Annotated in this window: 10 protein-coding genes; 6 read left to right on the top strand and 4 right to left on the bottom strand. The window is 36.7% G+C overall.

Annotated elements, in window-relative coordinates; genetic code table 11:
• Window positions 1-34: 34 nt before the first annotated feature.
• The 4 genes from purN to guaA all read left to right on the top strand — a co-directional run bounded on the left by purN (window position 35) and on the right by guaA (window position 5495).
• Window positions 35-601, top strand: coding sequence for a phosphoribosylglycinamide formyltransferase (gene purN, locus PUH65_RS05240; protein ID WP_305518743.1), 567 nt, complete (start codon window positions 35-37; stop codon window positions 599-601).
• Window positions 602-821: 220 nt separating this feature from the next.
• Window positions 822-2339 (top strand): bifunctional phosphoribosylaminoimidazolecarboxamide formyltransferase/IMP cyclohydrolase, encoded by a 1518-nt coding sequence (gene purH, locus PUH65_RS05235; protein ID WP_305518742.1) that lies wholly within the window; start codon window positions 822-824, stop codon window positions 2337-2339.
• A 177-nt stretch (window positions 2340-2516) separates the two neighbouring features.
• Complete coding sequence (gene purD / locus PUH65_RS05230) at window positions 2517-3755, top strand: phosphoribosylamine--glycine ligase (RefSeq protein WP_305518741.1); 1239 nt, start codon at window positions 2517-2519, stop codon at window positions 3753-3755.
• Window positions 3756-3965: 210 nt separating this feature from the next.
• Window positions 3966-5495 carry a glutamine-hydrolyzing GMP synthase gene (guaA, locus tag PUH65_RS05225; RefSeq protein WP_305518740.1) on the top strand — a complete coding sequence of 510 codons (1530 nt, stop codon included), beginning with the start codon at window positions 3966-3968 and terminating at the stop codon, window positions 5493-5495.
• Between the two features lie 58 nt (window positions 5496-5553).
• Here the strand turns inward: guaA and PUH65_RS05220 are convergent, their stop codons facing one another.
• The gene (locus PUH65_RS05220) at window positions 5554-7704 is read right to left on the bottom strand and encodes an outer membrane beta-barrel family protein (protein WP_305518739.1); all 2151 of its coding nucleotides are present in this window, start codon (window positions 7702-7704) and stop codon (window positions 5554-5556) included.
• A gap of 123 nt (window positions 7705-7827) precedes the next feature.
• Window positions 7828-8469, bottom strand: coding sequence for a hypothetical protein (locus tag PUH65_RS05215; RefSeq protein ID WP_305518738.1), 642 nt, complete (start codon window positions 8467-8469; stop codon window positions 7828-7830).
• Between the two features lie 52 nt (window positions 8470-8521).
• On the opposite strand from PUH65_RS05215, the gene PUH65_RS05210 reads away from it, so the two are divergent.
• Window positions 8522-9874, top strand: coding sequence for a DEAD/DEAH box helicase (locus PUH65_RS05210; RefSeq protein ID WP_305518737.1), 1353 nt, complete (start codon window positions 8522-8524; stop codon window positions 9872-9874).
• Window positions 9875-9946: 72 nt separating this feature from the next.
• On the opposite strand, the gene PUH65_RS05205 is transcribed toward PUH65_RS05210, so the two are convergent.
• Both PUH65_RS05205 and PUH65_RS05200 read right to left on the bottom strand, forming a co-directional pair.
• Complete coding sequence (locus tag PUH65_RS05205) at window positions 9947-11872, bottom strand: DUF2207 domain-containing protein (protein ID WP_305518736.1); 1926 nt, start codon at window positions 11870-11872, stop codon at window positions 9947-9949.
• A 4-nt stretch (window positions 11873-11876) separates the two neighbouring features.
• On the bottom strand, window positions 11877-12431 hold the full coding sequence (locus PUH65_RS05200) for a LemA family protein (RefSeq protein WP_305518735.1): 555 nt from the start codon (window positions 12429-12431) through the stop codon (window positions 11877-11879).
• A gap of 196 nt (window positions 12432-12627) precedes the next feature.
• Here PUH65_RS05200 and der point away from each other — a divergent pair, with 196 nt between their 5' ends.
• Entirely contained in the window at window positions 12628-13935 is a 1308-nt protein-coding gene (gene der / locus PUH65_RS05195; protein WP_305518734.1) for a ribosome biogenesis GTPase Der, read from the top strand.
• Window positions 13936-14016: the final 81 nt, after the last annotated feature.

The following is a 14016-nucleotide window of genomic DNA, read 5'->3' as shown; positions in this document are numbered from 1 at the left end:
ATTACTCATTATCCAATACTTATTATTAATATAAATGAAGAATATCGTAGTTTTAGTTTCCGGCGGCGGAACGAACTTACAAAGAATTATCGATGGCATCGACAATGGAGAAATTCCGAATGCAAAGATTTCTTTGGTTGTTGCTGACCGTGAATGTTTTGGATTGCAGCGTGCAAAAAATCATGATATTCCAGTTCAATTAGTTCCAAGAGGAAAAACCTTCTCCTCTGAATTAAAACAAATTCTTCCTGCAAAAACAGATTTAATTGTCCTTGCAGGGTTTTTATCGATTTTAAATAAAGAATTCTGCGAATCATTTGACGGGAAAATCATTAATATTCATCCTGCCTTATTACCAAAATTTGGTGGAAAAGGAATGTGGGGCCATCATGTTCATGAAGCCGTTTTAGAAGCCGGTGAAAAAGAAAGCGGCGCAACCGTACATTATGTAACCTCAGGAATTGATGAAGGCGAAATTATTCTCCAAAAATCATTTGCAATTTCCGAAAACGAAACTTTAGAAACCTTAACCGAAAAAATTCATACCATAGAATATGAGATTTTTCCAAAGGCAATAAATTTAGTTTTAAATAAATTATAAAACACCAAGCCACGAAGTGGCGATATCAATAACATAGGGTGAAGCCCTATGGAAGAAATCAACAGCATAGGCAAAACCCTATGAAAGGATATATAAATATCAAAAACCGAATTCCGAAGGAATTCAACAATAATAACCGTCGGTGAAACCTACGGAATTAAAAAAAACAATCACCGTTGGTGAAAGAACGGATCTAATAAAAAGTAAAAAACGAAAGAAAATGTCAAAAAAAAGAGCGCTCATCTCCGTTTCCGATAAAGCCGGACTCGTAGATTTTGCAAAGTTTTTAGAAGCAAACAATTACGAATTAATTTCCACGGGCGGAACTTTTAAACATTTAAAAGACGCCGGTTTAAATCCTATTCAAATTGATGAAGTAACTGATTTCCCAGAAATGTTGGATGGTCGCGTAAAAACATTGCATCCAAAAGTTCACGGCGGATTGCTTGCAGTTCGTTCGAATGAAGAACACATGAATACCGTTCAAGAACACGGAATCGGATTAATCGATATGGTTGTGGTGAACTTGTATCCGTTTTTCGCTCATGCAAATACCGATATTTCTTTAGAAGATAAAGTAGAATTCATTGATATTGGTGGACCTTCAATGTTGCGTTCTGGTGCGAAGAATTTTCAATCTGTTGCTGTAATTACCAATGTTGAAGATTATGCTTTGGTTCAAAAAGAAATTGAAGAATCAGGTAACACAACTCTAGAAACCCGTAAAAAATTGGCCGGAAAAGTATTTAATCTGACTTCTGCTTATGACGCAGCAATTGCTCAAATGCTTTTAGATGAAGATTATCCACAATACTTAAACGCTTCTTATCAAAAAGTTTCCGACTTAAGATATGGCGAAAATCCACATCAAACTGCGGCGTACTATACTTCAACAACTGAAAACGGTGCGATGAAAGATTTCGAAATTTTGGGTGGAAAAGAATTGTCCTTCAACAATCTTCGCGATATGGATTTATGTTGGAAAGTTGTTAACGAGTTTAAAGACGAAATGGCTTGTTGCGCCGTAAAACATTCTACACCTTGTGGCGTTGCGATCGGAACAACGGCTGTGGAAACCTATAAGAAAACATTCGAATGTGATCCAGTTTCTATTTTTGGTGGAATTATTGGAATGAACTTTAAAGTAGATTTAGCCACGGCTGAAGAATTAAGTAAAACATTTTTAGAAATTGTGATGGCGCCGGATTTCGGTGAAGATGCTTTAGAATTTTTGAAAAAGAAAAAAAATCTGCGAATCATTAAAATTAAAAATCCAGTTACCGATAAACAAACTTGGGTGAAAATTGATGGTGGAATGTTAGTTCAGGATAATGACAATCAGTTTTCTGATGACATTAAAACAGTCACCGTTTTCAAACCAACAGCCGAACAAGAAAAAGCCTTATTATTTGCGCAACGTGTGGTGAAATATGTGAAATCAAATGCGATTGTTGTTAGCAACGGATTCCAGGCATTGGGTATTGGTGGCGGACAGGTGAACAGAATCTGGGCAACTGAACACGCCGTTGAAAGAGCAAAAGAAAAATTTCAGGGAGATTTAGTTATGGCTTCCGACGCCTTTTTCCCTTTCCGGGATGTCGTTGATTTTTGTGCCAAAGAAGGCATCAAAGCAATCATCCAACCAGGTGGAAGTATGCGCGACGAAGAAAGCATTGAAGCAGCCAACGAACATGGTATTCCAATGATGTTTACGGGAATGAGACATTTTTTGCATTGATTTTGCTATACTTAAATAGAACGGAATTTTTTTCCAACTAAATTTGAAATCCACTTTCAAATTAGTATTTTTGTAAAACACAAACAAACAGTAAAATTTGAATTCGCTTTAAATGAAATTTGATTTAGTCAATAAATCAAGGAAGCGGTTCCATTAAACATTAATAAATAAAGACAAATGAAAATATTAATCGTAGGAAATGGCGCCAGAGAATCTGCCATCGCTCTGAAATTAAGCAGCGATAAAAGAATTTCTAAATTGTATTTCGCCAAAGGAAATGCAACCACAGAATTGCTGGGCCAGAATATATATGAAGACAGCATCGAAGGATTACGTGATTTCGCTATCAAAGAAAGAATAGATTTGACCATCGTCGGTCCGGAAGCACCTTTAGTTGCTGGGATTGTGGATGAGTTTAAGAAACATAATCTTAAGATTTTCGGCCCTAGAAAAAGAACTGCAGAATTAGAAGGAAGCAAAGCCTTCTCTAAAAAATTCATGCAGACGCACAATATCAAAACTGCGAAAGCAAAGGTGTTTGAAGCCTACCAAGACGCAATCGATTATGTAAGAACACAAGAATTTCCTTTGGTAATCAAAGCAAGTGGACTTGCTGGTGGAAAAGGGGTGGTGATTGCCGACGATTTAGCCGAGGCAGAAACAACCATTCACCGATTTATGATCGACAGAATCTTTGGTGATGCTGGAATTCAGTTGGTTATCGAAGAATATTTAAGAGGTTTCGAGGCTTCCATTATTGCCTTCTCTAATGGGGAGAAATTATTTCCATGTATTCCAGTAAAGGATTATAAAAAAGCCGGCAATGGTGATACGGGTCCAAATACTGGCGGAATGGGAAGCGTTGCTCCAAGTCCGGAATTTACCGACGTTCACCAGAAAGATTTTGAAGAAAATATCTTGAAACCTACTTTAGAAGGACTTCACTCTCAAAATATCCGTTTCAAAGGTTTTATCTTTTTTGGTTTAATGGTCACCAAAGACGGAACTTATTTGCTCGAATATAACATGAGACTGGGTGATCCGGAAACGCAGGTAATTTTGGCTTTGATGGAAAATAATCTTTATGACGTGATCATGGATTGTTTAGACGGAAACGACATCGAACTGAAATTCAGCGACAAAAAAGCAGTTTGTTTGGTGATGTGTTCCGGCGGTTATCCGCGTCAGATCGAAACTGGTTTTGAGATCAGAAATATCGAAAAAGTAGAAGATAGCCAGGTTTTATTTGCCGGAGCAAGAATGAAAGGTGATAAAATTTATACCGATGGTGGGCGCGTTTTGAGTTTGGTCGCAACCGGCGATTCTTTCGACGAGGCACGCAAAAAAGTGTACCAGGGTGCCGACATCATTCATTACGACTACGAATATTACAGAGAAGATATCGGCAAGTTTTAACTCCTAAGGCGTGGTTTTCCACGTCTTTTTTATTTTTGTTTCTAGAAGCCGGGAACCTGCTCTCCGTTACAATTCCTCATTCGGCGCTCGCTTCGCTCGCGCCTCATTCCGGGATTTTCACTGCGATCAGGGCTAGGGATTCGGTTATAAAAACAAAATTATTTTTCTTAAATTAACTAACACCTAATTACTAATACCCAACACATACATATGCAAAACGGAATTATCATCCTCGACTTTGGATCACAATACAATCAACTTATTGGACGAAGAATCCGCGAAATGGGCGTTTATTCAGAGGTCCTTCCTTTCAATACCCCTTTAGCAGAAATCCTGGAGCGTGAACCGTCCGGAATAATTCTTTCTGGCGGACCAAGTTCTGTAAACGCAGAAAATGCGCACTTGGTTGACATAGCATTATTCGACCGAAATATTCCGGTACTCGGAATTTGCTACGGAATGCAGTTAACAACGCATTTACTCGGCGGAAAAGTAAAGAAAGGAGAAAAAGGCGAATACGGAAAAGCCAAACTTCAAATCCAGAAATCAAATACTTTACTTTCAGGAGTAAGCCGTTTCTCAACCGTTTGGATGAGCCATTTCGATGAAGTAGAAACACTTCCCGAAGGTTTCGTGATCAATGGAATGACCGACGTAATTTCTGCCATCTCCGACGAATCAAAGAAAATTTATTGCGTGCAGTTTCACCCTGAAGTTTCTCATACCGAAGAAGGTTCGCGAATGATGGAGAACTTTGTCTTCAATGTTTGTAAAGCACCCCAAAACTGGAAACTCACCAATTATATCGACGAAACAATTGCTGATATTAAAGAAAGAGTTGGCGATCAAAAAGTAATTCTAGGACTTTCGGGAGGCGTAGATTCTTCGGTTGCTGCCGTTTTAATTCATAAAGCAATTGGCGATCAGTTACAATGTATCTTCGTTGATACCGGACTTTTAAGAAAAGACGAAGGCAAAAAAGTAATGGAAAATTACGGTGAGCATTTTAACCTTAAAATTAAAATGATCGACGCTTCCGAAAGATTTTTATCCAAACTCGCCGGCGTTTCAGATCCGGAAGCAAAACGTAAAGCTATCGGAAACGAATTCGTTGCGGTCTTTGACGAAGAATCGCATAAAATAGAAGGAGCAAAATTTTTAGCCCAAGGAACAATTTATCCGGATGTGATTGAAAGTCAATCGGTAAAAGGTCCATCGGCTGTCATTAAATCTCACCATAATGTGGGTGGACTTCCGGAAGAAATGGATTTCGAATTGCTTGAACCTTTGCGTGAACTCTTTAAAGATGAAGTTCGTAAAGTAGGAGAGGAATTGGGTATTCCACATCATTTGGTTCACCGTCATCCGTTCCCGGGACCTGGTTTAGGGATCAGAATTCTTGGTGCAGTCGATGCTGAAAAAGTGAGAATCCTGCAGGAAGCCGATGATATTTTCATCGAAGAATTGTATAAAAATGATTTGTACGATAAAGTTTCGCAGGCATTTGTCGTCTTACTTCCTGTAAAATCTGTAGGAGTGATGGGCGATGAAAGAACGTATGAATACACCGCAGTTGTTCGTTCAGCAAACACGACTGATTTCATGACGGCAACCTGGAGCAGACTTCCATATGAATTCTTGGATACTATTTCCAATAGAATCATCAATGAGGTTCGAGGTATTAACCGTGTTGCTTATGATATTTCAAGTAAACCACCGGCAACGATCGAGTGGGAATAAGCATTGAATTAAATATAAAAAAAGGAAGTAGAATTGAACTACTTCCTTTTTTTTTCGATTATTTAGCGCCTCCACCTTCTTTTTCTACATTGGTTTTGGTGTTTTCTTTCACTTTCTGGTTTCCAAATCTTTTTACCAAACTGAAAGCAATTCCATACCAGTCAAAAGCAGAAATATTTCGAAAAGTTCCAATCGGTGCGAAGGTCGTTCGGTCAGAACTGGGTTTCAGGAAAATATTATTTAATCTTATGGTCGCCTCTAATTGCAAAGGTTCGAATATTTTTGTGGCAGAAAAAGTGTGAAAAATATTGTCTTTATTTCCGACAGAATTTCCGCTGTTCTGACTGTAAACCCCGACCCACGCATTTAAATTGATATTCTTTCCGAATAAATTGGTGTACGATATATTGGTAGATCCATTAATGTTGGTAATATAATTCTTGGCATTCAAATTATTACGTGTGTTGAAGTCGCTGTTATCGGTATAATTAGCGCCAACATTAAGATTAATACTGAGTTTGTTCTTTAGAAAAGTTTGATTCGTATTAAAGTTAAGTGAATATCTTTCGGTACGTCCATCAAAATTGGTAGGAACGCTAACCGTTTTTCCATCTTCTATGATATAAGAAGTCCAATAGTCATGATTGCTGAAGTAATAGGTTCCCGAAATAAAATACTTCTTATAAAGTCCCAGTTTTAAGGTAAACCGATCACTTGGGTTCGCTTGTAAATCCATGTTCCCACGGTAATATGTTCCGTCGTCACTGGGTTGTAGAAAAGGATTAAATTCAGAATACCACGGTCGCCAAATATTATGATTGTAAGTAGCGCTAAGATTATAATTCTCTGTAAATGCATATTTTACAAGCAAATCCGGTAACAAAGTGTTGTAGGATTTCGTTTTTTCCACATTTCCTACATCCTGTCTAATGGTATAAGAAATATTCTCAAAGCGCAAACCAATTCTGGTTTCTAATTTCTTAAAAAAAGTTTTGGTAAAATTCGCATACAGTGAATTTAAATTATCTGTATATTGAAAACTATTGCTTCGTGTTTCATCAAAAACAAATCCACCATTGGTAAGATTGAAATAATCCGACGGCAGGATATTATCTTTAAAGTCCATTTTCCCTCCAAATTCCAACTGACTTCCTTCTTTACCAATCGGTTGGGAATAATCAACTTTCAGATAATATTCTCGCTCCTGATTGTTTTCCATAATTCTCGCTCCGACCGGAATGGGATTTGAACTGAAATTGGTTGTAAAATTATTTTGATTTTCGGCACCGCTGAAATTAATTCCAACATTAATATCTAAAATTTTATTTTTTTCTTTATCGTAGTATTTATAGAAAAGATTGCTGCCCAAATTATCGTATTTGCCCTGCGTATTCTGCTGTCTGATGAAAGAATTTTGAAATTGATCACCGATATAATTTTTCCCATTTACGTCAGAATCATTATTACGGTTAGAGTGATTGTATTCGAAAATAAATCCTAAATTATTTTTGTTGGTCAGTTCCAGTTCAGAAGTCGCCGAGAAAGAAGGACCGCGATATATGCCAACACTTTCCGAATTAATATAATTTCGGGCGCTATTTTCATAAAAGAAATTTTCCTGATTATTGGAATAGGTGTTACTGTTATCGCTATAACTTCCGGTAAGCGTTTGAGTAAAGTTTTTTTTATGGTAATTTAAATTAATATTGGAATATTGAGAATTTTTGCTGCTTTGGTTATTATTAAAGGTAGCGCTTCCTTTAATTCCCTCATTTTCATTTTTCTTTAAAATGATATTAATAACCTGGCCGGTGGTTTCGTATTTTGAGGACGGACTTGTGATCACCTCAATTTTCATCAAATTTTCGGCTGGAATTGTTTTCAGATATTCTTTCAATTCTTTTCCGGTGAAAACTGATTTTCGGTCATTAATATAAACGGTTACACTTTCACCTTCAGATTTTATCACATCATTGTTGTCGATACTTACAAGCGGAGTCATTCGCAGAACTTCCCAGGTTGTATTTCCCGCTAAAATTGAACTGTTAGCAACATTGAAAACCGTGCGGTCTGCTTTGCTTTCTACGGTGGGTTTTCGAGCAATTACCGTAACTTCTTCGATGTCTTTTTGCTTAATAGTATCTTGTTTCGATTGTGCCGTAAAAATTGCTGAGTAAAAAAGAGTAGAGGTAAAGAGTATAGATTTCATTCAATAGTTTATATTTTTATAGACAACCCGCAGTAGAGTTTTGTTACACGGCTTTTATTTTATTTAATAAGTTAGTGTGCGGAAAAATCTAAATGTTACTTGAATGAGAATATATATATTTAATTACTCCACTTTTATCCCCTTATTTCTTAAGCGGAATTTTGAATAAGGCGTTTTAATTTTTAAAGTATCTGGATATTCATAATTTTTAACTTCATTTTTATTAAAGTTATATTTCATTATAAATGGAACTTTGTCGTAAGAATTTCCCAGGACAACTGCGACAGAATCACCTTTCCAATACGCATCTTCAATCCAGTAAGAGGGACCGAAAAATGCAATTTGTTTCGCCTCTTTCTTTTTGAAATCTACTAAATTCACTTGCTGATCGGCTTCAAATCCAGCACTTCCATCGGGCATTAATGTCCATTGATAACTGTCGAAATCCAGATATTTAGTTTTACTGTTATTAAAAACGAAGAACGGTTTGTAGATTTCGTTGAAGCCTTTCTTATTCATGATAATAACAGACGATTCCTGATAAGAAATAGGAGAGGTTTGTTTTAACTGAAAATTTTCAAGAATGAAATTGGGATTATACTTTTGATAATACTGAAACCAAGGGTGAGAATAAAGACTGTCAGTAACTTTTAATTTAACAGAGTTTTCAACTTTTCGTGATTCTGTATTTTGACCAGGATTTATTTTTTCCTTTTTATCACAGGAAAAAACCAGCAGCAACATTAGGAATATAAAACCTTTCATTCTTCCAAATTACAACATATTATAATCCTGTCAAAAAAACTATCTTTGCAAAATGGAAAAAATGACCTTTGCCGATTTCGATCTTCCCGAAAAAATTCTTAATGTTTTAGCGGATTCTAATTTATTTGAACCGACACCGATTCAATTGAAAACCTTGAGTCCTATTCTTTCAGGTCGAGATGTGATGGGAATTGCACAAACCGGTACCGGAAAAACTTTAGCGTATCTCCTTCCAGTTCTTAAAACCTGGAAATATAATAAGAGTGGAAATCCAACCGTTCTTATCCTTGTTCCAACCCGTGAACTGGTGGTTCAGGTGGCTGGAATCGTTGAGCATTTAACTAAAGATATTACTGCCCGGGTAATCGGGATTTACGGTGGAAAAAATATTAAAACTCAAAAATTACTTTTTGCAGACGGTTGTGATATTCTTGTTGGAACGCCTGGTAGAGTAATGGATTTGGCGATTGACAACGCAATTTCTTTAAAAGAAGTTTCAAAACTGATCATTGATGAATTTGACGAAATGCTTAACTTAGGTTTCAAAGCACAGTTGACGCATATTTTCCAGATGATGAAAGAGAAGAGACAAAATATTCTTTTTTCTGCAACCATGACCGAAGCAGTTGATGCTTTACTCTATGAATATTTCTCAGGTCCGATGGAAATTTCATTAGCGAAATCTGGAACTCCATTAGAAAAAATTGAGCAGATTGGGTATAAGGTCGAAAACTTTAACACCAAAATAAACCTGCTTGAACATTTATTAAAAACAGACGAAGACTTTTCAAAAGTTCTTATTTTCTGTAACAATAAAAAGCACGCCGATTTATTATATACCAAAATCGAGGAATTATTCCCGGATCAGTTTGATGTGATTCACTCCAATAAATCACAGAATTACCGTTTGAATGCGATGCGCAGTTTTGAGAAACAGGAAGTTCGCGGTTTGATTACCACCGATATTATGGCGCGTGGTCTAGATATTTCAGATATTACGCACGTTATTAATTTTGAAATCCCGGAAGTTCCGGAACAGTATATCCACAGAATTGGTCGTACGGGTCGTGCAGATAAAAATGGTATTGCCGTTTCTTTCGTTACTGTAAAAGAAGAAGTTCAATTATTGGATATCGAAGTTTTAATGGATAAATCGGTAATCATGAAAGAATTCCCGGCTGAAGTTAAAATCAATCCAGTAAAAATCGCTTCTGAAAAAGATGAGGTGGTAATGAAAAATGCACACACCGTGAAGTTAGAAGAAGGTGGTGGCGCATTCCACGAGAAAAAAGACAAAAATAAAAAAGAAAACTGGGGTGGACCACACGCCAGAAAAATTCCGAAAAAAATCGGAGCCAACCGTGCGCAGGAAAAAGCGAAATCAAAAGCGAAGAGAAAAAAGTAATTCTTTATTTAAATCAAAGAATCATCTACGACATAAAAAAGCGTTCTGAAAATTTCAGAACGCTTTTTGTTTTTACCAGCCGCCGCCACCGCCACCGCCGCCTCCACCGCCAGAGAATCCGCCGCCACCTGAACCACTTCCAGAACTGGAAGGTTGGGTAGAAGAACTCGCGATCGATTGCGATAAAGAAGAACTTAACGTATTGGCGAAATTCATATTTATCATCGAACTGCCAACATACCAACTCGAATGGTATTGCTGGTTTGCCAATGATGAGGTCTTCAACATATTTTGAAATTTTTGACCCCATATTTTATCAACACCTAAAACCATCGCGTAAGGCAACATTTTTTCAAAAACCTCTGGCGTCATTGCTGGTGGATTATGAAATTGTAATGTTTTTTCTTCTGCCGTTCCCAAGTACATTTTGAACCCTTCAATGAGAGATTGGGTTTCTAATTTTTCAGGAGTAGGCTGTTTGATGAGGTATTGAAAAAGAATAATACTTATAAAACCGAATATCAAGAATCCATAACTTGCATAGAAACCAAGATTCTCTGATCGTGTTGTGTCTAAGGAAAATAAGGTGAATGAAATTAAAACCAAACCAACTGAAATGAGGGCGAAAAGAACTTTCACTACGGTAGATCTTTCGAAATAGATAGAAATAAATATCCCGAAAAATAGTGCCGCAGCGCCCAGTGGAATCCCAGCACCTACATGCACATCGCTATAACTTGTTTTGTAACTGAAAAATAATCCAAGTCCATATAATACTGAAATAATTAAAATCGGAAGGTAGAGTTTATTGTAATTATTCCCTTTAGATAAAAAAGCATCGTGCTGAAATTTCAAACTTGCTTTAAAATCATTAACAGCGTATTCTATTTTAGAATTATATTTTCCATCAAAAGTTACCGTTTGTGAACCATCATCAAATAGTTTATTCATCAGGTTGATTTCCTCTTTCGGTAAAGTCTGATCCTGTTCTTTTATTTTTTGTAAAGTATATTCTTTGCCACCGAAAATCCCTAAAATTCTTTTATCATTCTCAATGATTTTGAGGAAACCTTTAACCGCCAAGTTTACGATTGATGCTGAGATCATCTGCGCCGAATAATAATCGTTCTCCAAATACCCCAAAGATGCCGGCGATAGATTTTGGGGCGCATTAAACTGTGGATAAACAATTGGTTTTTGTGGATCGATTCCGTACTTCTGCCAACTGGTATAGAAATATCCAAATAAACCCAGAGCTGCTGCAATCAGCAGGCCTAAAACTCCATATTTTTCCAACATTCCTGGTGGAGGGGGCGGAGTAAAAATTCCTTTATTAAAGCCAACAGCGATAGTTAAACCTTCATTTTGACCTAAGTTTTTTGCAGACCATTCTACCGTGTTTTCAGTTGTTTGATTTCCGATACAATTGGAAGTGGTTGAGCCGTAACTTCCCGTATAACAAGATTGCTGTATGATTTTTGCACCTGCAGGTAAAGTAACTTTCGCTGAAATTTCATCCACCGGGAAATTCCATAATGCACCGTTTACGTTCCAGTAAAATTCATCATAATCCTTAAAGAATCCAATTTGATCATTCGTTTTATATTTTAGTTCATAATCGTAAACCCCTGGAGATAAGATGATGTCTTTGTCGCCGAAATATATGCCGTAGTCGTCACTCGTTTTTTCGGTGTGATAGTTTTCTTTCAAACCATTTTTTCGAACGGAAAGGATATCATATTTAATTCTGATTTTTTTTCCATTTATATTTCGCCATAAAGGAAGTGAACGAAAAATTCCTCGCTTTATAATATTGCCATTTGCATAAACTTTAATATTTTCAGTAATCGTGGTTTCGGCATCTTTAGAGATTGTAATATCAGAATGAAATGCTAAAATATGTTCGTAATTATATGCCTCATTTCCAGTTGAGTTCACATCCTGTGCAAATCCCAAACTGAAAATCAGTAGGAAAAATCCTATGAATAAACGTTTCATGGTTTTAGAATTTAATGCTCGGCACCACGCGCTCTGCTATATTATCTAATTCAAAGAAGGCAGATTTGGTGAATTTGAACATGTTCGCAATAAAATTACTTGGGAAAGTATCCACCAGGATATTGTTTTCCCGAACAGTTCCATTATAATATCTTCTTGCTTTTTCGATGTCGCCTTCTAGAGCAGAAAGTTCAGTTTGAAGTTGTAAGAAATTGGTGTTTGCTTTTAGATCCGGATATTGTTCGGCAACAGCATTCAGATTCATCATCGCCTGATTCAGATTTTTTTCTGCGGCTTCCTTTTCCTGAATAGTGTTTGCGCTCATTGCTGCTGCTCTGGCACGCGTTACACTGTCAAATGTTTCTCTCTCGTGCGTTGCATAACCTTTTACGGTTTCTACTAAGTTAGGAATTAAGTCATGCCTTTTTTTCAACATCACATCGATGCTGCTCCAAGCTTCCTGGACCATTGTTTTTAATTTAACCAAGCGGTTGTAGATTGAGATTCCGTAAAAGAAAAAGATGGCGATCGCCGCCAGAAGAATTAAAATAGCAGTCATGATTTAGAGTTTTTGGTTGTTAATTTTTATAATAAGGTTTAATACTTCGTACTTTGATAGGTAATAAAACCAATGTTAAAGTTACAAATATTAACATTAATAAAAGAAACGGCTAAAATAAACTATCTTTGCAAAAATTTTTGGGCTTGAAAAGTTCGAGTAACCCATTAATAATAACATTATTAAACAAAATTTTATGTCGAATATCGTCGCCATAGTAGGACGTCCCAACGTTGGGAAATCCACCCTTTTTAACCGTTTTCTAGAACGTAGAGAAGCAATCGTAGATTCAACCGCCGGAGTTACCAGAGACCGTCATTACGGAAAATCTGACTGGAACGGAGTTGAATTCACTGTAATCGATACCGGAGGTTACGAAGTTGATACTGAAGATGCATTCCAGGGAGAAATTATCAAACAGGTTGAATTAGCGGTTGATGAAGCAACCTCAATTATTTTCATGCTGAATGTTGCTGAAGGTTTAACAGATACAGATATCGAAATACACGAAATGTTGCGTCGTTCGAATAAGCCGGTGTATATCGTAGTTAACAAAGCAGATTCTGCAAAAGAAGAATTGGCTGCAACTGAATTCTATCAGTTGGGAATTTCAAAATATTACACCATGTCTTCTGCAACAGGTTCCGGAACCGGAGAGTTGTTGGATGATATCGTAAAAGATTTCCCCACTACCGAATACAAAGATCCTTTCGAAGGTTTACCTAAAATTACGATTGCAGGAAGACCAAACGTTGGAAAATCAACTTTAACCAACGCACTTTTAGACAAAGAACAAAATATAGTAACTGATGTTGCTGGAACAACGCGTGATTCAATCCAAACTTTATATAATAAATTCGGACATGAATTTGTTTTGGTTGATACCGCCGGAATGCGTCGTAAAGCCAAAGTAAAAGAAGATTTAGAGTTCTATTCGGTAATGCGTTCTGTTCGTTCGATTGAGTATTCTGATGTTGTGATCATTATGGTTGATGCTACTTTAGGATGGGAATCTCAGGATATGAATATTTTCGGACTGGCTCAGAAAAACAGAAAAGGAATTGTAATCGTTGTCAACAAATGGGATTTGGTAGAAAAAGAAACCAATACAACCCGTGACTTCGAAGCAAGAATTAAAGAAAAAATTGGTCAGTTTACGGATATTCCAATTCTTTTTGTATCTGCTTTAACGAAACAGAGAATCCTAAAAACCGTAGAAGTTGCGATGGAGGTTTACCAAAACAGAGCGAAGAAAATTAAAACTTCGAAACTGAATGAAATTATGCTTCCTATTTTTGAGAAAACGCCGCCACCAGCATTGAAAGGGAAATACGTGAAAATTAAATATTGCGTACAACTTCCAACTCCAAGTCCGCAGTTCGTATTTTTCTGCAACTTACCCCAATACGTAAAAGAAGCCTACAAAAGATTTGCGGAAAACCAACTTCGAAAAGAGTTCGGATTCACCGGAGTTCCTATTGAAGTCTATTTCCGTCAAAAATAAAAACCCAAGCCTTTTAGATTTTATCTAAAGGGCTTTTTAATACTTAAAATTATCACGAACTTTGCAACCTAACTTATAGCA

The sequence above is a fragment of the Kaistella sp. SH40-3 genome (assembly GCF_030686865.1).
Taxonomy (GTDB): Bacteria; Bacteroidota; Bacteroidia; order Flavobacteriales; family Weeksellaceae; genus Kaistella.
Note: the sequence above shows the minus strand (reverse complement) of the source record. Positions and strands in the feature narration are given on the sequence as shown.